General features: G+C 56.5%; 21 protein-coding genes and 1 pseudogene. 16 read left to right on the top strand and 6 right to left on the bottom strand.

Annotated features, from left to right (window positions below; genetic code table 11):
• The first annotated feature begins 56 nt into the window (after positions 1 to 56).
• The 10 genes and pseudogenes from BMOU_RS00185 to BMOU_RS00145 all read left to right on the top strand — a co-directional run.
• Positions 57 to 1,181 carry an Mrp/NBP35 family ATP-binding protein gene (locus BMOU_RS00185; RefSeq protein ID WP_034873663.1) on the top strand — a complete coding sequence of 375 codons (1,125 nt, stop codon included), beginning with the start codon at positions 57 to 59 and terminating at the stop codon, positions 1,179 to 1,181.
• A gap of 165 nt (positions 1,182 to 1,346) precedes the next feature.
• Positions 1,347 to 1,958 (top strand): ECF transporter S component, encoded by a 612-nt coding sequence (locus BMOU_RS00180; RefSeq protein ID WP_034873661.1) that lies wholly within the window; start codon positions 1,347 to 1,349, stop codon positions 1,956 to 1,958.
• Between the two features lie 105 nt (positions 1,959 to 2,063).
• Positions 2,064 to 3,554, top strand: coding sequence for an ABC transporter ATP-binding protein (locus tag BMOU_RS00175; RefSeq protein ID WP_034873657.1), 1,491 nt, complete (start codon positions 2,064 to 2,066; stop codon positions 3,552 to 3,554).
• Positions 3,554 to 4,378 (top strand): energy-coupling factor transporter transmembrane component T family protein, encoded by an 825-nt coding sequence (locus tag BMOU_RS00170; RefSeq protein WP_034873655.1) that lies wholly within the window; start codon positions 3,554 to 3,556, stop codon positions 4,376 to 4,378. The genes BMOU_RS00175 and BMOU_RS00170 overlap by 1 nt, the downstream gene beginning before the upstream one ends.
• A 77-nt stretch (positions 4,379 to 4,455) precedes the next feature.
• Positions 4,456 to 4,995 carry an LOG family protein gene (locus tag BMOU_RS00165; protein WP_034873653.1) on the top strand — a complete coding sequence of 180 codons (540 nt, stop codon included), beginning with the start codon at positions 4,456 to 4,458 and terminating at the stop codon, positions 4,993 to 4,995.
• Positions 4,996 to 5,529: 534 nt separating this feature from the next.
• Positions 5,530 to 5,964, top strand: a complete 435-nt coding sequence (locus tag BMOU_RS00160; RefSeq protein ID WP_235143613.1) for a hypothetical protein — start codon at positions 5,530 to 5,532, stop codon at positions 5,962 to 5,964.
• 725 nt (positions 5,965 to 6,689) lie between these two features.
• Complete coding sequence (locus tag BMOU_RS11130; protein ID WP_137648317.1) at positions 6,690 to 7,007, top strand: hypothetical protein; 318 nt, start codon at positions 6,690 to 6,692, stop codon at positions 7,005 to 7,007.
• Positions 7,008 to 7,118: 111 nt separating this feature from the next.
• On the top strand, positions 7,119 to 7,385 hold the full coding sequence (locus BMOU_RS00155; protein ID WP_034873649.1) for a hypothetical protein: 267 nt from the start codon (positions 7,119 to 7,121) through the stop codon (positions 7,383 to 7,385).
• A 211-nt stretch (positions 7,386 to 7,596) separates the two neighbouring features.
• The gene (locus BMOU_RS11265; protein WP_160118305.1) at positions 7,597 to 8,592 is read left to right on the top strand and encodes a hypothetical protein; all 996 of its coding nucleotides are present in this window, start codon (positions 7,597 to 7,599) and stop codon (positions 8,590 to 8,592) included.
• A 53-nt stretch (positions 8,593 to 8,645) separates the two neighbouring features.
• A pseudogene (locus BMOU_RS00145) lies at positions 8,646 to 8,924 on the top strand (hypothetical protein); the annotation flags it as partial.
• 474 nt (positions 8,925 to 9,398) lie between these two features.
• Here BMOU_RS00145 and BMOU_RS00140 read toward each other — a convergent pair.
• Both BMOU_RS00140 and BMOU_RS11260 read right to left on the bottom strand, forming a co-directional pair.
• Positions 9,399 to 10,049: a DUF4352 domain-containing protein gene (locus BMOU_RS00140; protein ID WP_034873645.1), complete on the bottom strand. Its 651-nt coding sequence runs from the start codon at positions 10,047 to 10,049 to the stop codon at positions 9,399 to 9,401.
• A gap of 21 nt (positions 10,050 to 10,070) precedes the next feature.
• Complete coding sequence (locus BMOU_RS11260) at positions 10,071 to 10,262, bottom strand: hypothetical protein (RefSeq protein ID WP_137648314.1); 192 nt, start codon at positions 10,260 to 10,262, stop codon at positions 10,071 to 10,073.
• A gap of 381 nt (positions 10,263 to 10,643) precedes the next feature.
• Between BMOU_RS11260 and BMOU_RS11430 the strand changes: the two genes are divergently transcribed.
• The 6 genes from BMOU_RS11430 to BMOU_RS00125 all read left to right on the top strand — a co-directional run bounded on the left by BMOU_RS11430 (position 10,644) and on the right by BMOU_RS00125 (position 14,492).
• Entirely contained in the window at positions 10,644 to 10,994 is a 351-nt protein-coding gene (locus tag BMOU_RS11430; protein WP_235143612.1) for a hypothetical protein, read from the top strand.
• Positions 10,995 to 11,364: 370 nt separating this feature from the next.
• Positions 11,365 to 11,928: an MFS transporter gene (locus tag BMOU_RS11425; protein ID WP_235143611.1), complete on the top strand. Its 564-nt coding sequence runs from the start codon at positions 11,365 to 11,367 to the stop codon at positions 11,926 to 11,928.
• A gap of 69 nt (positions 11,929 to 11,997) precedes the next feature.
• A complete protein-coding gene (locus BMOU_RS11420; RefSeq protein ID WP_235143610.1) occupies positions 11,998 to 12,717 on the top strand; it encodes a hypothetical protein in 720 nt (239 codons plus the stop codon).
• Between the two features lies 1 nt (position 12,718).
• Complete coding sequence (locus BMOU_RS11415) at positions 12,719 to 13,444, top strand: ATP-grasp domain-containing protein (RefSeq protein WP_235143609.1); 726 nt, start codon at positions 12,719 to 12,721, stop codon at positions 13,442 to 13,444.
• Positions 13,422 to 13,808 carry an ATP-grasp domain-containing protein gene (locus BMOU_RS11410; RefSeq protein ID WP_235143608.1) on the top strand — a complete coding sequence of 129 codons (387 nt, stop codon included), beginning with the start codon at positions 13,422 to 13,424 and terminating at the stop codon, positions 13,806 to 13,808. The genes BMOU_RS11415 and BMOU_RS11410 overlap by 23 nt, the downstream gene beginning before the upstream one ends.
• 495 nt (positions 13,809 to 14,303) lie before the next feature.
• Positions 14,304 to 14,492 carry a DNA-binding protein gene (locus BMOU_RS00125; RefSeq protein WP_235143607.1) on the top strand — a complete coding sequence of 63 codons (189 nt, stop codon included), beginning with the start codon at positions 14,304 to 14,306 and terminating at the stop codon, positions 14,490 to 14,492.
• 95 nt (positions 14,493 to 14,587) lie between these two features.
• Here BMOU_RS00125 and glnA read toward each other — a convergent pair whose 3' ends face one another.
• The 4 genes from glnA to BMOU_RS00105 form a co-directional block, all read right to left on the bottom strand.
• On the bottom strand, positions 14,588 to 16,024 hold the full coding sequence (gene glnA, locus BMOU_RS00120; RefSeq protein ID WP_034873639.1) for a type I glutamate--ammonia ligase: 1,437 nt from the start codon (positions 16,022 to 16,024) through the stop codon (positions 14,588 to 14,590).
• 284 nt (positions 16,025 to 16,308) lie between these two features.
• Complete coding sequence (locus tag BMOU_RS00115) at positions 16,309 to 17,091, bottom strand: DUF4191 domain-containing protein (protein ID WP_034873636.1); 783 nt, start codon at positions 17,089 to 17,091, stop codon at positions 16,309 to 16,311.
• A gap of 108 nt (positions 17,092 to 17,199) precedes the next feature.
• Positions 17,200 to 18,681, bottom strand: a complete 1,482-nt coding sequence (locus BMOU_RS00110; RefSeq protein WP_034873634.1) for a dihydrolipoyl dehydrogenase family protein — start codon at positions 18,679 to 18,681, stop codon at positions 17,200 to 17,202.
• 102 nt (positions 18,682 to 18,783) lie between these two features.
• Positions 18,784 to 19,383, bottom strand: a complete 600-nt coding sequence (locus tag BMOU_RS00105; protein ID WP_034874372.1) for a DUF3043 domain-containing protein — start codon at positions 19,381 to 19,383, stop codon at positions 18,784 to 18,786.
• Positions 19,384 to 19,467 lie beyond the last annotated feature (84 nt).

Below are 19,467 nucleotides of genomic sequence, written 5' to 3'. Positions count from 1 at the left end.
CTCTGGCATGCCGCATGCATGACCGCTAGGCTGGTACGCGGCAACAAGGAGGAACCATGACAGACGAGCGCATGATCGAAGCGCAAATCTACGAACGTCTCAGCAAGGTGATCGACCCGGAACTGGGCCGTTCCGTAACCGACCTGGGCATGATCGCTTCCATCGATGCGATGCCGGTCACGGGGGAGGACAACACGTACGACGTGACCGTCGCCGTGGAGCTCACCGTGGAAGGTTGTCCGCTCTCGCAGACCATCACGAACCAGATCAACGGCGCGGTGGCCTCGTATCCGGATGCCACATTGCAGCCACATATCAAGGTCGGCTCCATGAGCCACGACAAGCTCACCCAGCTGGTGGCCGGCCTCAAGGCGGAACGCAAACAGAACCCGTTCAACAAGCCCGGCATCAAGACCCGCATCTTCGCCATCGCATCAGGCAAGGGAGGTGTCGGCAAATCGTCGGTCACCGCCAATCTTGCCGCGACCTTCGCCGCATTGGGCTACGACACCGCGGCCATCGACGCCGACATCTACGGCTTCTCGCTGCCGCGTCTGTTCGGCGTACATACGCAGCCCACCAACCTCAACGGCATGCTTATGCCGGTGACGGCCTGGGGTGTGAAGATGATCTCCATCGGCATGTTCGCGGGAGCCGACCGTGCGATTCTTTGGCGCGGCCCACGCCTGCAGCGTTCCCTGGAGCAATTCCTGTCGGATGTGTGGTGGGGCGAGCCCGACGTGCTGCTGCTCGATTTGGCGCCGGGCACCGGGGATATGGCGATTTCCGTGGCGCAGGCCCTGCCGAACGCCGAACTCGTGGTCGTCACCACTCCGCAGCCATCCGCCTCCGACATTGCGGTGCGTTCCGGTTTGGTGGCGTTGCAGGTGCCGATGAAGGTGCGGGGCGTAGTCGAGAACATGAGCTATTTCGAACACAAGGGCGAACGCCTGCGGATTTTCGGCGAAGGCGGAGGCGAACGCGTGTCCCTGCAGCTATCCCAGAATCTGGGATATGAGGTGCCGTTGCTTGCACAGTTGCCGCTGGAGCCGGAACTGCGCGAAACCGCCGAAGCGGGACGCCCCGCGGTGCTGACCGAAGAGGGCGCGTTGCGCTCTGACGGGCTTGGCGCGACCTTCAGACAGCTCGCCGAATCGCTGATGCGCACCCCGATGCAGTGAAACGGTGGCGAAAATCGCGTGCCTTGTGTAGTATCGGGCACTGACACGGGGGCCATTGGGGCTGAGAGGAAGCGAACGCTTCGACCGTATGAACGTATACCGGGTAATGCCGGCGCACGGACGTCTCTCTTTCCCGTGCCTTGATGGACGAGAAAGGCACAACTCATGACTGACATCCAGTCTTCCGCAGTGAAAAAACATTCCAACAAATGGCGCGTGGTCGATATCGTCGTGGCGGCCATCATCGCCGTCGCCTCCGGCGTGATCTTCTGGGCCTGGGACCTTATCTACGCCGTTCCGATCGGCATCTTCGACAGCCTGACACCCGGACTGGGAGGCCTGTTCGACTTCATGTGGCTATTCGCGGGGCCTCTGGCGGCCATCATCGTACGCAAGCCGGGTGCCGCGCTTTTCGCGGAGACCGTGGCCGCGCTCATCGAGGCGCTTATGGGCAATCCATTCGGCATCGGCGGCTCCTTGATCGTCGGCATGTTCCAAGGTCTCGGTGCGGAAATCGGCTTCGCCGTATTCGCCTATAAGAAGTGGAATATCGTCTCCGTCACTTTGGCCGGTGCGCTTACGGGTCTGTTCAATGGCGCCTATGACTGGCTTACCCATTCCGGCTGGACCGTGTTGCAGGGCAGCACGTTCACCATCTGCTGCGTGATCTCCGGCGCGGTGATGGGCGGCGCCTTCATGTGGGTGGTGCAGTTCGCGTTGGCGAAGACCGGCGTACTCGACCGCTTCGAATCCGGACGTGCGCAGGAACTGGTCTGATCATCGGCGCATGCAAGACGGGCGAGGGTTTGCGATGTACCTGTTGCGTACGCCGCGAACCCTCTTCATATGGTCGGGGAATACCGCGGAATGGAGAACCTATAGATGACGACGGATGAAGCCGGAGCCGTGGTCGCGGCCGGTGTGAAGGCGGTCGACTGGGGATGGAGGCATGCATCGCGTAAGGATTTCGCGTTGCGACATGTCGATTTTGAAATCAGGCCGGGGGAGCGTGTGCTGCTGCTCGGCGCATCCGGTGCCGGCAAAAGCACGCTGATGGCGGGATTGGCCGGCGTGCTCGGTGGCGACGATGAGGGCGAGCAGGAAGGCAGCCTGCGGATCGACGGGATCGATTCACGTGCGGCCCGCGGCAGGAGCGGTCTGGTGATGCAGGATCCGGACGCCCAGACGATTCTTGAACGTGCGGGCGACGATACCGCGTTCGGCTGCGAGAATCTTGGCCTTGGACGTGACGTTATCTGGAAGCGTGTGCGCGAATCCCTCGACGTCGTGGGATTGGGGTACATGCGTACGGATCATTCCACGCGCCGGCTGTCCGGCGGCCAGCGGCAACGGCTGGCGTTGGCCGGCGTGCTCGCCATGCATCCCGGACTGCTGCTGCTTGATGAGCCGACCGCGAACCTGGATCCGGAAGGTGTGCAGGAAGTGCATGACGCGGTCAGGCAGGTGCTTGAGCAGGGGCATGAGACGTTGGTGGTGGTGGAGCACCACATTGACGTGTGGCTTGACCTTGTGGACCGTGTGATCGTGTTGGGCAGGCCGAACGATGATTCATATGAAGGCGGCGTCATTGCGGACGGCACCCCCGAAGAGGTGTTCAGCGTCATGGGCGATGTGCTCGCCGAAGGCGGCGCGTGGGTACCGGGGCGTGAAATCGCAAGCCATGCCCCAACCCGATCAGGGCATGGCCGCGATGTGGTGCTGTATGCCGATGATCTGAGTTTCGGCCGCAGCTTCCCCCTGGGCGAGCATATCAATGTACGTTTCCATGCAGGGGAGGTCGCCGCGCTTACCGGCAGGAACGGCGTGGGCAAATCCACCTTGGCGTTGACCCTGGCCGGCCTGCTCAAACCGATTGCCGGCCATGTGCGCGTAGCCGACTCCATGATGCCGGCACGTCGAGAGAATGATCCGTTCACCTGGAAAAGCCGTGATCTGCTCGGCCGTATCGGTATGGTGTTCCAGGAGCCGGAGCATCAGTTCGTCGCCTCCAACGTGCGCGATGAAGTGGCAATCGGGCCGAAATCCATGGGCAAATCCGATGAGGAGACCTACGCCATCGCCGATGGGATGCTGGAACGCATGAATCTCAAACGATTCGCACCCGCCAACCCATTCACGTTGTCGGGTGGCGAGAAGAGGAGGCTTTCGGTGGCGTCCATGCTGGCGGCCGCGCCGAAGGTGATCATTATGGATGAGCCGACATTCGGGCAGGATTTCACCACGTGGACGGAGATGGTGGAACTTATCGCAAGTGCGCGCGACGCGGGCTCGGCGGTGATCATGGTCACTCATGACGAAACCCTGATCAAGACGCTGGATGCGCGCCGCATCGTGGTGAGCGAGGAGGAGTGATGACGGAGACCATTGGCGTTGTACCACATAAGGAGCGTCATGATGAACCGCGGGCGACCTCGCCGTCGTGGTTCATCGCGAAACTGAATCCAGTCAGCCGCTTCATCGGGGCCATGCTGCTGTGCGTGCCGATGTTCCTGTCTTTGGACGTCGTCTCAGCCTCCACGGCGCTGCTGATCGACTTCGCGCTGTTGTGGATCGGTGGCGTGAATCCGTTGATGGTGCTGCGCAGAACATGGATGGTGTGGATCGCCGCGGTGGGGAGTTTCGTCTCCGTGACCTTGTATGGCACCGCTTCCGGTGCGATACTGTTCAGATTCGGTCTTATGGCGGTGTCGGAGGGCTCGCTGTATGCGGGTGCCGCAACGTTCCTGCGTGTCGCCGCCATCGCGGTACCCGGTGTGATCTTCGCGCTTGGACTCGACCCGACCGATCTGGCCGACGGTCTGGTGCAGATTCTGCATCTGCCGTCGAAATTCGTGTATGGTGGCTTGGCCGGCATGCGTATGGTCACGCTGCTGCAGGATGATTGGCGCGCCCTGGGCCTGTCGCGTCGTTCGCGCGGCCTTGGGGACGGCAGCGCCATCAGGCGCGTGTTCATGCAGGCCTTTAGTCTGCTGGTCGTATCGATTCGCCGCGGAACCAAGCTCGCCACGGCCATGGAGGCACGTGGATTCGGCGGCGATGCTCCGCGCAGTCAGGCGCGTACGTCACGTCTGCATGGTGTCGACTGGCTGTTCTACCTGATCTGCATGGCGATACCCGCCGTGGCGTTGCTGCTCGCATACCGTACCGGCTACTGGCACTGGTCCTTCCGTAACTAGGTCCGCAGCGGTTGGGTGGGTCTCATGGAAGACGCCCCTTCTTGTAGACTGGTCGGCGGACGGAAAGCGAGATATGCATGAACATCACGGTGTACCTAGGTGCGCATGAAGGCAATGACCCCACGTTCAAGGAAGCCGTCGTGGAACTGGCGACATGGATAGCCGAAAGCGGCAATCGGCTGGTCTATGGCGGATCCGACGAGGGGCTGATGGGTGTGATCGCCGACACGGTCATGGCGGCAGGCGGCGAGGTGACCGGCATCGAGGCGCAGATGTTCGTGGATCGGGGTGTTGAGCACAACGGTCTCACCGAACTGCATGTCGTGCCGGATATCACGGAACGTCGCACCAGGATGATCGAGCTCGGCGACGTGTTCATCGCCTTTCCCGGCGGTACCGGCACGCTTGAGGAGGTCAGCGAGGTCGTCTCGAAAATCTGCCTCAACCAGCTGACCCGGCCTTGCATCTTCTACAATCTCAACGGCTTCTATGATGATATGAAATCGTTGCTCGACCGCATGATCGCCGCGGGATTCTCCACTCCCGAACGTCAGCATGGCATCTACTTCGCCGACGATCTGAAGGGAATACGGCGCATCATCGCCGACCGACCGTGAACCGATGTCCGCGTCATAGGGAATGCCGCGTCGAAAATGGGTATGCAGCCGCTCCGCCATCAAGGTGGAGCGGCTGTTTCACTATCGCCGAGAAAAGCAGAAATCACGATAAGAACTGGTTTCCGTGGGAATAGTTTCTTTTAATATTGGTATGTGGCTGTAAAATATTTGGCGTGAAGTCCTGCTTTGTATGACGAATGGCCTAGGCTGTAGGTATATGAAACCTTAAGAAAGGATAATCCGACATGCGGGGAAGACCCACCGAGGAGGAGCTGAGGATAATACGGAAGGAGTACCGCCGCTGGGTGGAACGAGACGAGCGTATGTCATACATGGCTCTCCGCTGCTATATGGAACGTCTTGATGCTGAACGTCGCGCGCGAATTACGATGGGTTGACCTGAACCTGAATCATTGGGATGACATCGCGCCCATGCGATGCGCCGTCCCGGTGGCAAGAGGCTCAGGGGCGATGGTGACGGCCATCAAGGTCGGCGATCGATTTCTTCAACCGTGGGAGTATGAGGTCGAATGCATGATTTCGGCACTTCCGTACACGGTGAACAATGAGAAGGACCGGGTGCGGATTTCCATGCGTATGGTGGATTGGAAAACGGACGAGGTGACGTCCGTCTGCTGGATCCGCATCGTGGATGGCGGCACATGGTTCAACAATCGAGGGCATTACCATATCTCGGCGCTTGCCCGCTCGGTGGACTGCAGGGGAATCCAAATGGGGTTCTTCGCATTGCGCGATGCGCTGATATGCATCAAAGGAAACGCCTTACGGAACAAACGCAGCCCGTTGGTGACGTCATATTCCGACTATCGTGACGAACGGACGATCGAATTGTTTCGCAAGATGGGCTTCACCACCGAATACGAGGCCGGGCTGTATGACGGCAAATACCGCCTCTTCACCATCAACCTTGACGAAAACCCGATTCCGGACGCACTTGAGGATCTGTGACGACGCACTGCCCGACATGCGCTACGCGCTCACGTTCGTCGACTCGGCCCACGAACCGTAACCCATCAATTGACCGGAGACGACGCCATCAACCAGCAGCAGTGTTCATTCCTTTGCTGGTCGCAACTCTATGCGATGTCCGCATCGCATGCGTCGGTGCACACCTCCATAGCCTTGGAGGCGGAACCGTCACTGCATTGTTATGTGTAGCCATGGTCGCTTTTTTCGGCTTCGGGGTAAACCAATTCAGACATGCCATCAGCAGGCCCATGTATGAAAACCCTGTTGTCGAGAAGGTGGCCAAACAGGCGAACGGTAAGTCGCCCTGTACGATATCTCCGCGATGGCGTACCTCAGATACGACATCGTGCCCATATACCGTTTCGCCAATCTGCAGGATTGGCCGGGGGAGTTCAGCTTCTCTGCATGGGTATCCTCGGCCAGTACTTGGCCAAAATCTATCTTGAGACCAAGAACCGACCTATCTATATCATCAAAGAGCACAACCGACGTTACCGAATGTGGTCTGATTCCGTTCTTCCCTGTGTCAGTAACGCCATGTCGGGCTGCATGGTTATGTAGAATGATGACAAATTATACGGAGAGGTAGCGCAGCGCATCCCCACCGACGAGAAGGACCACATACCGTTGCCCGACCATTGGACATACACGGACGGACTCCTGCCGTTGGACCCGATCGTCGGCCCGGGGCCGTGGCGGAAACCATGAAGGACAAGTCCGGGAAAAAGTCGGCGGAAGAAAACCAAAGCGGAAAAAGCCAAAGCCAAAAAGACAAAGACATTCCAGAAGATCAAAGCCCGGACGAAAACGACAAAAGCCAAACCCCGGACCATTCAGAAGTCGGAAACGAAACCGACAAGACAAGCCCCGGCCAATACCATCACCGAAACACACACGGACGAATCCAAAACGACAAGGCACCCCACACAGCGAAACCCAATCCAAGCAAAACCGAACACCAAAAAACTCCCTCCCCATCACCAGAACGAATCCAATCCAGCCAAATATCCCAATCAACATAATCCCGTACTAGGGGTGGCAAGAACTTTGATGCGGCTACACGGGGTTTTATGGGGTCCCAGGCGAGGTTTTTGCACCTTGGCGGCTGCCCGGCGGATGCATAAGCCTCCGGCATGGCCATGATCATGGAACGCAACACCGTCCGACTGGCGCCATCGAGCCTGAACATCGCCGGCGTGCAGGCCTCGCCGCTGCTGGAGACCTGCCTCGCCGCACTGTGCCTGGCCTCCGCGTCCGTATCCGGCATGTTCGATTGGGGGTGCATTCCCATGCCCGAACGTTCGCACCATCGTTCAGACTTCATCGAAGACGAGGCAGTCGTCGCCCGCATCGCCGAATGGTCCGTCAACAAGCCGTGCACCGTGGGGGCGGCTTGTTGACCTCCTTATATAGTGGGAGGCCGAAAGTGAGGACGGTCGGCGTGTCTCGGGACACATGCGCCCCGTTGAACAAGGGCACCCGTTCGGGAATCATTTCTCCCGGAAAGTGGGCGAAGCGGAAATGACATATAGACACTGCCCCTTTGAGGCACACCCCCCCGGGGTATGCTTCAAAGGGGTAAGCGAAGCGGAAACATGAGGAGACATGAAGATGACGATGGAAGAAAAGGAGACCGGCCCGGAGCCGGATGCCCCTATCGGGAATGAAACGAACAAGGCCGGCCTGAACCGTCGGACCGTGGCGGTCGTCGCCGCAGTCTGCGCGGCCGCGTTGGCCGTTGCGGGCGGTGTCGGCTACAAGGCGTGGACGGACCATGAGACCGCCGTGGCCGCGCGGGATTGCCGGACCGCGTCGGAAGCCTACCGCAAGGCGGTCAACTCGTACAACGGGCTCGTGGACGGCGACGCGGCCACGGCCTCCTGGATCACCGCCAAGCAGGTGAAGGACGTCAAGGCCGTGGACGGCCTCGCCGAGGCGCTGAAGGCGGCGGAGCCGAAGGTCGTGGCCTGCACGGCCGACTCGAAGGCGGGCTATGAGACGAAGACCGCATTGATCGCGAAGCATACGGCCTGGTACAGGAATCACCGGAGGAGCCTGAAGGCGGCGGTCGGGAGGGTGAACGCGTCGAAGCTGGACAAGGCCATCGACGACGCGAACCAACTGTATAAGGATTCCGATGGCAAGGTGGCGGACGCGAAGACGCGCGACGAGCTGAAGCAGGCCATCGCCGCGAAGGACGAAACGAGGATCGCGGCGGCCAGCAAGAAGGTCAACGATTCCGTCGAGGCGAAGCGCAAGGCCGACGAGGAGGCCGCCAGGAAGAAGGCCGAGGAGGAGGCCGCGGCCGCGCAGGCCGCCGCCGAAGCCGCAGCGGCTCAGGTGCAGCAGCGGTCGTATTCCGGCAGCTCGTATTCAAGTACCGGCGGCTCGCAGTCGTATTCCTCCAATAACGGCGGTTCGTCGAGCGGTTCGGCTGGTTCGTCCAGTGGCGGCAGTTCGTCCAGCGGGTCGTCGTCCAGTGGCGGGTCCTCGTCCGGCGGCAGCTTCCACTTCGTTATCGGCGGCAGTGATGCAGGTGACACCACAAATTATGGATGCCGTCCTGGCATGGTTTGCATGGACGGTGAGTGCAACACCTGCTCATGACCGGCGGCCAAGCCTGATCCTTTTCGACGGGTCCTACCCCCCTGAACCGCCACCTGTCGCACGCCGCGTGCGTGTCCAGGCCGGACGTGGAACCGCACGCCGAACGGGTGCGGCCACCGGCAGGCGCGCGGCGTGCCTGGCCCCGCGAGTTCGGCGCGCGCATATCCGCCAAGACCGTGCTCAGGGCCCTGCGGCGCATGGGGCTCAGGTGCCGGATCCGCGCCGAGAACCCGGTCCTGCCCTCGGGCATGGGATGGCGGTACCGATATCAATGGTGGAGGGACAAGCTCAAGGAGCTGAGCGTCCGCCAGTCGATGGGCCGCAAAGGCGACATCGACGTTACTAAAAAGGCCATCTCGGGGGAGGACGGTAGACGGATCACCGAAAAGTTCAAAACGCTGGTGGAACAGCGTAACCGTATCATTCACGGGTTCCGCATCACATCACCGGGTGGTAAGTAGATTCTGACGACATAAGGAGAGGAAGACGCACGGGCAGTTTCATATCACCGAGGAGTACCCGTGCGTCTTCCTCTCCTTTGTCCAGTAGGCCTTACCGACAACGATAGCCCAAAGCCGTGCCCTGTGACGGACTCATGGCGTTCATGCCGGCCGACATTTGCACGTCGGACTGGACGTACACGTACTGGACGAAGCCGGAGCAACCCCAGTCGTTCGAGATGGTGTCGCCGTACACATACGGATAGCTGGAATATTACATGGCATTCGGCGACCGCCTACCCAGTCTTCGACGCCGGAGCGGTGATGATGGATGATTTGGTTTGCTCGCCGGTTCTCGCTTTCCCCTTAGTTCTGTGGACTGTACTCGATTTGGAGCTTTTGGTCATACGACAGCTCGATTTCAAGACTGATTGGCTGGGTGGCGTCCTTGACATCGAACTCCGTAGTGACGGTGGCCGTGTAGCCGGCCTGAATCTGGCCGTCAGTGATGATGGTACCAATACCCGTTTGCTGACCGTTCTGGAAGGCCCTTGTAAGGAATGATGTTGAATCACTATCGGTGCCGTTGTTAGTCACTTCGGAGGTGAGCGTCGCCTTGGTGCCTGTGACCTCCAGCTTGACCAGTTTTAGATGGAAGTTAACGGAATCGTAAGGTGCGTAGTCGCCTTCCAGCACACTGCCTTCGGTCGCCGTGTATTCGACTGTCTTCGACTCGGTCTTCTTCATAGCCTTGGCATCCGAGCCGGAAGAGGCCGACGTACCAGCGGAGGATGGGGCGCTTGCACTGTTGCCGGTACCGTTCTGTATCGTGGATACGCGCAGGTTCGCCACGATACTAAGCAGCAGCGCGATAACCGACAGGACGACGGTCACCCATTGCATGATCCGCCCGGCATTGCGCGGGGGAGCGGCCTTGTGGGCTTGGGACGGGGTTGGCTGCGTCGGGAGCTGCGGGTTGGCCTGTTCCATCGGTTTGGTATTTGTTTCGTCCAGCATTGGCGTTGTCTCTCTTTCTCTTTATCGGAAGTCGCGGATTCTCAGCGGCACGCGGTTGCGGTGGCTGATTTCCGTCTCGTCCTTCGGGTCGTTCAGCATGTCGAGAATGTTCCGGCAGTCCTCGTCACTGTAGGTGCCGTCCTTGCTGGCGCCGCCGCCGATGAGACTGATTGCACCGCGAACGTTCCGCTTCAAATCAATGACCGTGTACATGAGCATACCCCCTCTCATGGAACGGCCACTGGTGCGTACAGACAAGATACCGGTCGTCCCGGCAGCGGATGCCCCACCAGACCGGTCCTCACTCGCCGGGTTCCGTGTCGCCACTCCAAGTCCCTTCAGGGAACTCCTCGTGGACGAAGTGACGTTCTATTTCCATCCCATCCGTACAGGTTGTCCGACGGCCAGAGTGCCCTGATGTTCATCACCGCCAGAATTCGCTACGTCATCAGCAACCAATGGTCCACACGCCGCTATCTGGACATGTCTCGACTGCCGGGCACTGCCATATCTGGACGCAACAATGAATAATCCTCATATAACGACTAGTATGAAGGAACATTATTTGGAAAGCATAAAAGAAAGTATGTTCATGTGGAAAAACTGAGCGATATTAAGAAAGACTCTATATCAGTTAATTATTTTTTAAATAGTGCTGCATATAGCGGGCTTTTCTCCCTTCTCTCGGTTATCCTTACTGGTCAGGTTTCTGCAACGTCATCTCTATATGTTGGATTGGCACTTGGAATTTTATCCCTTTTTTCTAGAGGAAGTACTATTTTTATAGGCAGTCTGATTGAACGTTCGTCAACCTTATCTCTCACTGAGACTGGTTTCGGATTCATAGTTTTTTCGCTTTTGCTACTTCAGACGGCAATGAGGAGCTTTATTGGCCTCCTTTTTTTTGGATTTAGCTTTGCTGGGACTTGGACTCTCGCTGGTTAATTTTGCCCTAAGAGGGCATATACTTGCTAAAGTTAAGGATAAAAAAATCTCAGGCTACTTTATTCTCTTTAGTGACAATGACAGCCAATCTTGGATCCGCGATTGGCCCTCTAACTTCGAATTATATATATAAGTCTTTCGGGCAGACACTCTTTTTTTATAGTCATTATCGGACTCTATGTTTTTTCTGCTCTACTAGCTCCGATCGTACTAACTCATCGTGTCTTTATACGCAGTGAAGAAAGTAGCGAGCAAAATACCTCTTCTATCGTGAGGACCATTAAAGACTCAGTGAAAAGTTCTGGCACTATTCTTGCTATCCTGGCGGTGCTTGTAGGCAGTATAATGAACGGTCAGCTTTTTTGCGGGAATGGCATTGGAATTCTACTCGTTATCCGATAGCCCAGTTATAAGAGGATTGTTCTATTCTATTGATGCCATATCAGTCATAGCACTGCAAATGCCGGTGAGTAAACTCGTTTCACGAGGTATGGCTAATGGACATGATGCTACCTCATTCATAATCAAAAGCTTGGGGATCTATGGAGTTTCCTTCGCGTTATTTGCCTGTGGAGTTTCGTCTTACTGGTGGATATGCATTGTATCATTGATTGCTTTCTCCATTGCGGAATGTATCTATGCACCATTAATCAATATTGCTCTAGTGGAAGTACAGCCGGATAAACCTTTGGTGGACATTCTGAATTATCGGCTAATAATTGCAGCTATTGGTGAATCAGTAGGTTCATTCCTTGGTGGTTGGATTGTTCCGGCACTACGCCCTGAAGGAATGACACCTTGGTACTGGTGCGCATTAGCGCTGGTGGGAATGATACCGACAATCGCTGCTAACCAAATTGAAAAAACGTGGGAAAAGGGCTATCTGCCACTAAAGGAGGAGTCACATGCACCCGCGAAAATTATTCATACTTGAGAAGATATCGACAAATGCCCTCGAACATCCCAATAGCGAGGATGCTAAGGATAAAAAGGAAGGAATGCGATGGAGCAGCTTCCCGATATTAAGAGAAATGACGGTCTCTCTGCTTCCTGGTGTTCTGAAAGCGATGGAAGTAACTACGCGGTTTCATCACCGTTATGCATCAGGGATGATTCCATCCGTTCGTTGCAGGAAAGGGATGGGAGGCAATATGTCTTATTGGATAAACTTTCCTTAGCAGCGTTGACTGAAGCAGCTTCAGGATGCCTCGACCTTGACAACATTGTTATCGATGTAACTCGAAATGGGCGCGAACAAGTTGGCCGCCCTGTTCTTCCTTCAATGACGGGTTGGATTAGCAGTTCGATTCCGTTTTTCCACCAGCACGGAGGATTTGATTCGATTGATGAAGAATTACTTGCTATTAGCGCAGAATATGGAAAAATGTTACGGCAGGAGACCGCTTGGAACTCATTTCGGGCGAACTCTCCTCATGCATATCCGGAATCTTGTCCCGCGTTCTTTCTGAATGTAACGCGTTCTCCCCATAGGAACGAAGTGTTTTCATTCTCAGCAGACCTAACCCGAGGAAGCACGTATCCGTATTCGTATGGTTATCCAATTGAAGTGAGGGCGCAATATTTTAATGATGAGGTCAAGGTTAGTGTCTCATATAACACCGTGTATTTCAGTAAGGAGAGGATGAGACAATTCATAGAATCTTTTAGGAAGCATTTCCTTTTGATATCTCATGTTTTGGCGAATGCGCCGGAGGAGGAATGATATGAAAGTATTATTGTTACAGCAACCCAAATCTTTCTCGAATTATCCAAAATGGATCGAAGAGGTCCAAGAACGCTTTGATTGTTTAGAGGTCATGGTCTTCACATCGAGCGATCGAGTCATATGCCATGGTTGGCCGAATTCCGTCATCAAAGAAATCGAGGTTTCTGATTATTCCTCTGATAGCGCTACTGCGGAATTCTTTGATGTTGTTAAGGAATTCAAGCCGGATAGGATAGTTTCTGGCTCGGAAGAAGATGTGCTGAGGGTTGCAGAGGCGAGAAGCTTATTTGGAATTCCTGGTTTAAAGTATGCGCTAGCGTTAAGCTGCCGAGATAAAGTTACGATGAAGCAGTCGGCCCTTAATGCTGGGTTAAAGATTATTCCCTATACCTCTTGCAAATGCTTTGGAGATATTATTTCGGCGTTCGATCGTTGGGGGACGGTCGTTCTCAAGCCTCGATGGGGTGCAGGGTCTGCGGGCATTGCGATACTGCATTCGAAGGATTACTTATCCGCTTTAGCCACTAAGCCGGAAATTGTCAAAAGCGTACATTCAAACCAGTATTATCTGGAGGAATACTGTTCTGGTTCTGTCTACCATGTGGATGTGGTCTATGTCGATTCTGATTTGATCCTGATTTCACCATCACGATATTTTTGTCCCACCGCTAGACTTCGAGAAACAAAATACTGGTTCCGTAATGTTAGACGAGAACGACGCTGACTACTCTGAACTGCTCCGACTGACAAAGCAATTAATTAGATCTTTCAAAGATCAGACGATCCCAAATGTGATGCATATTGAATTCTATAAGAATGAAACTGGTGACTTCATATTTGGGGAAATGGCAGCACGCAGAGGGGGAGGACTAATTAAGCAAGAGCTGATTGCTGCCTATGGCATAGATCAGAGTAAGGCTAACTTCTTATTGGAACTTGGTCTTGGCGATGCGAATATGAATATCGTACGATCGTCCCAATATGGCATGCTACTAGAAACTGCTGGATTGAACTGGCCAAAGGAAAAGGAAATTCCGGATTGGGCAGTTTTAGAATCTGTGGGGAAGAAAAAAAGGTATCGCTCATAATTCTGTTGATTCTGACAGGAAATTCCTCATTTCCGGTGATAATGAAGCCGAAATCATTCAACGTTCCAATCATCTTATAAACGGGTGATACGACGATTAGGAATTTGCTCTTTGCAAGGAAACGATTGTGACTAATTATGTGACGGCTTCTAGAGGTGATGAACTGTTATCCGGAATTGATGATTCTGTTGAGTCTAAACTCTTCCATAAAATAGTGACACTGGGATCGTTGGGGATGATGGAGGCCAGTATTTGCGTTTATAAGGGAAGTGCGGTAGTGAGTAGCTTGACTACATCGAGATGGTCAACAGATCAAGAAAATGGTATGTTTTTCAGCAAACTTTTTAGGGTTACCCATCGGTTCTCTGATTGCGGGTCTGGTAGGAGACTGCAAAGGAAGAAAAGTAGCGGATCAAGTTAACGTATTACTTTTCGGCGGATTCACTGTACTCGGTGCCTTTTCCCTAATATGACGCCGACCATCCGTTGTTAGGCGTGCTAGAGGTCGAGGCCCTCACGGGCATCCCGGCGAAGATCATCCGCGCCAATGTGCGCAATGGTCTTCTCAAGGCATGCATGGCGGACCGTTCGACCATGCACATCCGCCGCGTGGATTTGGATGAATGGCTTGCCTCGCTGCCTGCGTGGCAAGCACGAGAAAACCCCACTCGCGTCCGATTGTGAACGAAGTGGGGTTTTCTCGTGTTCTGATAGGTGCAGTAGGGTATTCTGAACAGTGCGAAAAGCCTACTGCCGACTACGTTTTGCCTTAATGACCATCAGATGTGGAAGTACAGCTCGTACTCCAGCGGGGTCGGGGCCAGACGGGCCTGATCGATCTCGCCGCGCTTGATGCCCAGCCAGGTCTCGATCAGATCGTCGGTGAAGACGTCGCCGGCGGTGAGGAAGTCGTGATCCTCTTCCAGAGCGTCCATGGCCTCGGCCAGGGAGCTCGGTACCTGCTTGATGCCGGCATGCTCTTCCGGCGGCAGCTCGTACAGATCCTTGTCGACCGGCTCCGGAGGCTCGATGTGGTTCAGGATGCCGTCCAGGCCTGCCATCAGCTGAGCGGAGAAGGCGAGGAACGGGTTGCAGGACGGATCCGGAGCGCGGAATTCGATACGCTTCGCAGCCGGGGAGGTGCCGGCCAGCGGAATACGGATGGCGGCGGAACGGTTACGGGCGGAGTACACCAGGTTGACCGGCGCTTCGAAGCCCGGAACCAGACGGTGGTAGGAGTTCAGGGACGGGTTGGTGAAGGCCAGCACGGAGGAGGAGTGCTTGATCAGGCCGCCGATGTACCAGCGGGCGATGTCGGACAGGCCACCGTAGTTCTTCTCATCGTAGAACAGCGGCTTGCCGTCCTTCCACAGGGACTGGTGGCAGTGCATGCCGGTGCCGTTGTCGCCTGCGATCGGCTTCGGCATGAAGGTCGCGGCCTTACCGGCCAGAGCGGCGGTCTCGTGAATGACGTACTTGTACTTCATCAGGTCATCGCCCGCGTGCTGCAGGGAGTTGAAGCGGTAGTTGATTTCCTGCTGGCCCGCACCGGCGACCTCGTGGTGGGAACGCTCAAGGGTCAGGCCGACCTTCTGCAGGTTGGCGACCATGTCGTCACGCAGATCCTGGGTGTGGTCGATCGGCGGGACCGGGAAGTAGCCGCGCTTGACGCGGTTCTTGAACGCGATGTTCAGGGTGCCGTCGTCTTCGGTGTCGACGCCGGTGTTCCACGGAGCCTCGATGGAATCCACCTCATAGAAGGAACGCTGCATGCTGTTCTCGAAGCGTACCTTGTCAAAGATGAAGAACTCGGCTTCCGGAGCGAAGGAAGCGGTGTCGGCGATGCCGGTGGACTTCAGGTAGGCCTCGGCCTTGCCTGCAACCTGACGAGGATCGCGGGAATACGGCTCATCGGTCAGCGGGTCGACGATGGAGAAGGCCACGTCGAGGGTCTTGTGCTTGCGGAACGGATCGATGAATGCGGTGGCAACATCCGGCACCAGCTTCATGTCAGACTCGTTGATGGCCTGGAAGCCTTCCACGGAGGAACCGTCGAACGGCATGCCGTCGGTGAAGGCGTCCTTCAGGAACTCGCTTGCCGGCACGGTGAAGTGCTGCTGAACGCCGATCAGATCGGTGAAGCGAACGGAGACGTATTCAACGCCTTCCTTGTTGATAAGGGCCTCAGCATCAGCCTTGGTTTCGAGTGCAGTCACGGGACCGCTCCTTTCGAATAAGTAACTTACAGGCTCTTAGTCTAGAAAAACGCGTTTCACGCACTCGCCACTTGGGTTACGAGAATGTTTCGAGATGACGTATCCCCGCCATGATCGCATGGAAAATAGGGGTTGCGATGTTTCGAAAGACGAAATGGGAAGGCTGCGATCCGTCCATAACATGAACGGATGGAACGGATAAAACGACCGTCGTGACAAATTGAAGAATCCCCGATCTGATCATACAGATCGGGGATTCCCGGTGCGTTCGCATACATGTACCGTCAGCGACCACGCATGGCTCGTCGGCTGATCCTCTGCGGATGCATCGGATCAACGCCCTTCGGGATGTTCATGCCGTTTTTCATCTGCAACGTGCGCAGACGTTCGTTCAGAACGTTCAATTCGGTTTTGGTAAGCATGAAACGGCGCCTCGGATGGATGGCCGCAATCAGCCTGTTCTTATGATGCGTCGGTTCATAGGACTTGCATTTGAGCACGGTCTTGCGCAGATTCTTCAGGCTGACCTGCTTCGGTCCCTTGCCTACGCAGATTCGATAGACCGGGATCTCGGAACCGGCGGTCACGCCCTTGATGCTGTGCTCCTGGCGGTCCATGGCACGCGTCACTCGGTTGTAATCGCCTTCACCGAGCAGATAGATGCCGTTGTAGCCGGTGCCGCGCCAAATGGCATCCTTGGTCTTCGGATCGACCCACACCGGCTCCTGCGGGAAGTTGAAGCCCGCCCTGCTGACGTTGCCAAGCACGCTGATGGCCGCGCCGGAACGCCCCTCGAGCTTGGCATAGCCGACCTTGTCGGCTCGGTTGGTGAGCATCATGGTGGCGAGCAGCAGGCCGATCATGATGGCAAGGATTATCGAGGTGATCCAGCCGATAATCGACCACTTGAATACGATGCCAAGCACGACGAACACGATGATCGGTGCCACGAACACGCTTCCGCATAGCCAGGGGAGCGCCTTGTCTTCCGCATAGGTGTACCTGAAGATCTGAATGACCTGTTTGATTGTGTTCTGCTTCTTCTTTGGCTCTTCTTTGTCTGCCATCAACTTCCTCACTTGGTTACGTGGTTGAACACACTGGAACAGCAGTTTATCAGGTGCTATGCCATAGTGAAAGTCATAGGCCACGCATCCGTCGCCTTCGTGCGTCGGTCAGCGGGTATGGAGAGGTCTGCCATCCGCCTTGAGCAACGCTTCGCCGAACGTCTCGCTGAACGTCGGATGCGGGTGGATCAGACGGGCCGCATCATGCAAAGGCACGTGATTGCCTACCAGTTGCTCGGCTTCCGCAATCAGATCGCTGGCGATGGGGCTGACGATGTGGGCACCCAGTACCACCGGCACATCGGGATTGTCGGCATAGGCGCCGCTGACGATGGATAGCGACCCTCCCGTACCGCTCATCAGCATGCGCGAGTTCGACAGCATCGGGTACACGGTTTCCTTGGCGTCGACCACATCCTCGCGCGCCTGTGCCGCATCAAGGCTCAGGCCCACGCATGCCGCCTCGGGGAAGGAGAACACGACCTGCGGAATCGTGTCGTTGTCAACCGGCTTCGGATCAAGCCCGGCGATCTTCTCCGCGATGGTGATGCCCTGCTCAAAGGCACGGTGCGCCAGGGAATGACCTGAGGTGATGTCACCCAAAGCCCACACATGGTCGAGGTTGGTGCGGCCGAACGCATCGGTACCGACAAACCCTCGGGCGTCACGCTCCAACCCGCAAGCGTCGAACCAATCGGCGTCGGTGTTCGGTACGCGCCCGATGGCGGCGAGCACGACCTCACCGTAGACGCTTGCATCCTCTTCGGAGCCCTCCCGTGTGTAGTGCACGGTCGCACCTAGATTGGCGCCGGTCTCCACATGGGTCACATGGCTATGCGTGATGATATTCACGCCACGTCGTTTCAACTCGCGGGTCAACGTCACCGCCGTGCGGCGTTCCCATGCGGAGAGCACCCGGTCCTTGCGGATCAGCAATGTCACGTCGCAACCGGCGGTGCGCCACATGGAGGCGAATTCCAGCGCCACGGCGCCGGCGCCGATGATCACCGCACTTGAGGGGAAGGTATCCAGTTCCAACGCCTGTGTGGAATCGATGAGCGCACCGGCGAACGGATTGTCCGGTAGGGGCAAAGGCCTCGAACCGGTGGCGATCACGATGTCCTCCGCGGTGATCTCCAGTTCGCCTTCGACCGGTTCGCCGACGCCCGCCTTCGCGAATCGCAATACATGGTCAAGATCCGCAACAGGTGCGACACGTATGTTTCCGCAATCCCGCATCGCGGCCTCGCCTCGTACGACGGTGACGCCGCGATGCGCCAATAGCCCTGTCAATCCCTTGATCATGGTGTCCACGGTCTGCGTGCGGAACGTGCGTAGCCTGCCGAAATCAAGGCTCTCCACAGACACGTTGATGCCCATCGCCCTGGCATGGCGCATGTTCTCCACGCTATGCGTGGCGGTGAGCAGCGTCTTCGAGGGAATGCAACCTCGATTCAGGCAGGTGCCGCCCAGTGTGGCGTCACGTTCGATCAGCACCACTGATTTGCCGAGTTCCGCGGCGCGCAACGCCGTGGAATAACCGCCTGGCCCCCCGCCGATGACCGCGATATCGAAATGTTCCTGTGTCATATCAGTCCTTGATGTCGTTGTTCTCAAACCGTGCGATAGCTGATTCCATGCTAATAGAAAAGCCGCCAGCTCAGCTGACGGCAATACATGTGTGTAGGGGTGTCACTCCGGCCAGTGGCCACGCTTGGGATAACGTGGCTTCGGCAGGCGCCAACGGCGGATCTGGATGGCGCGGCTCCATGCGTAGGAGGCGGAACGCATGCCTTTGGCCACGGACTTCTCTCCGTACTTTTCGATGAGCTTCTTCTTGAGCTTGCGCCACATGATCGCGATGTCGATGATCACGGCGAACAGGTACACATACATCAGCGCCATCAGCGGCAAAGCCAGGGACGGCCACTTGTAGGTCACGAAGATAGAAGCGACCAGGATGACGAAGGCGACCGGGATGAAGAACTCTCCGAGATTGAATCGGGCGTCGACATAATCGCGGATATAGATACGCCATGGCAGACGCTCGGCCTTCGGCATGTGGTTCACGTCACCGGTCTGCATGGCCTCGTATTCGGCGTTCTCACGCTCGCGCATACGTGCCTTCGCGGCCTTACGGCTGGCGTCGCGGTCCTTCGGGACCAGCGGACGCAGATTCTGCGCCTGGGCGTCCTTGCGTTTCGGAGTCGGGCGGCCTTTGCCGACGGCAGGCTCCTGCGCCTTCTGCTCGACAGGCTCCTGGGCCTTGTCTTCCTTCTTAAACAAACTCATGTCTATGAGGGTAAGGTGACGTATCGACGCTTCGACGGCATGTCTCCGTTGCCACGGAAAGCCGAATACGATTGTGGATACAAT

The sequence above is a fragment of the Bifidobacterium moukalabense DSM 27321 genome (assembly GCF_000522505.1).
Taxonomy (GTDB): Bacteria; Actinomycetota; Actinomycetes; order Actinomycetales; family Bifidobacteriaceae; genus Bifidobacterium; species Bifidobacterium moukalabense.
This window is presented reverse-complemented; position numbering and strand designations above follow the sequence as displayed.

Coding starts and splice junctions, on each gene's coding strand:
- BMOU_RS00185 (WP_034873663.1), top strand. CDS start 57: ATGACAGACGAGCGCATGATCGAAGCGCAAATCTACGAACGTCTCAGC.
- BMOU_RS00180 (WP_034873661.1), top strand. CDS start 1,347: ATGACTGACATCCAGTCTTCCGCAGTGAAAAAACATTCCAACAAATGG.
- BMOU_RS00175 (WP_034873657.1), top strand. CDS start 2,064: ATGACGACGGATGAAGCCGGAGCCGTGGTCGCGGCCGGTGTGAAGGCG.
- BMOU_RS00170 (WP_034873655.1), top strand. CDS start 3,554: ATGACGGAGACCATTGGCGTTGTACCACATAAGGAGCGTCATGATGAA.
- BMOU_RS00165 (WP_034873653.1), top strand. CDS start 4,456: ATGAACATCACGGTGTACCTAGGTGCGCATGAAGGCAATGACCCCACG.
- BMOU_RS00160 (WP_235143613.1), top strand. CDS start 5,530: ATGATTTCGGCACTTCCGTACACGGTGAACAATGAGAAGGACCGGGTG.
- BMOU_RS11130 (WP_137648317.1), top strand. CDS start 6,690: ATGAAGGACAAGTCCGGGAAAAAGTCGGCGGAAGAAAACCAAAGCGGA.
- BMOU_RS00155 (WP_034873649.1), top strand. CDS start 7,119: ATGGCCATGATCATGGAACGCAACACCGTCCGACTGGCGCCATCGAGC.
- BMOU_RS11265 (WP_160118305.1), top strand. CDS start 7,597: ATGACGATGGAAGAAAAGGAGACCGGCCCGGAGCCGGATGCCCCTATC.
- BMOU_RS00140 (WP_034873645.1), bottom strand. CDS start 10,049: ATGCTGGACGAAACAAATACCAAACCGATGGAACAGGCCAACCCGCAG.
- BMOU_RS11260 (WP_137648314.1), bottom strand. CDS start 10,262: ATGTACACGGTCATTGATTTGAAGCGGAACGTTCGCGGTGCAATCAGT.
- BMOU_RS11425 (WP_235143611.1), top strand. CDS start 11,365: ATGGCATTGGAATTCTACTCGTTATCCGATAGCCCAGTTATAAGAGGA.
- BMOU_RS11420 (WP_235143610.1), top strand. CDS start 11,998: ATGGAGCAGCTTCCCGATATTAAGAGAAATGACGGTCTCTCTGCTTCC.
- BMOU_RS11415 (WP_235143609.1), top strand. CDS start 12,719: ATGAAAGTATTATTGTTACAGCAACCCAAATCTTTCTCGAATTATCCA.
- BMOU_RS11410 (WP_235143608.1), top strand. CDS start 13,422: ATGTTAGACGAGAACGACGCTGACTACTCTGAACTGCTCCGACTGACA.
- BMOU_RS00115 (WP_034873636.1), bottom strand. CDS start 17,091: ATGGCAGACAAAGAAGAGCCAAAGAAGAAGCAGAACACAATCAAACAG.
- BMOU_RS00110 (WP_034873634.1), bottom strand. CDS start 18,681: ATGACACAGGAACATTTCGATATCGCGGTCATCGGCGGGGGGCCAGGC.
- BMOU_RS00105 (WP_034874372.1), bottom strand. CDS start 19,383: ATGAGTTTGTTTAAGAAGGAAGACAAGGCCCAGGAGCCTGTCGAGCAG.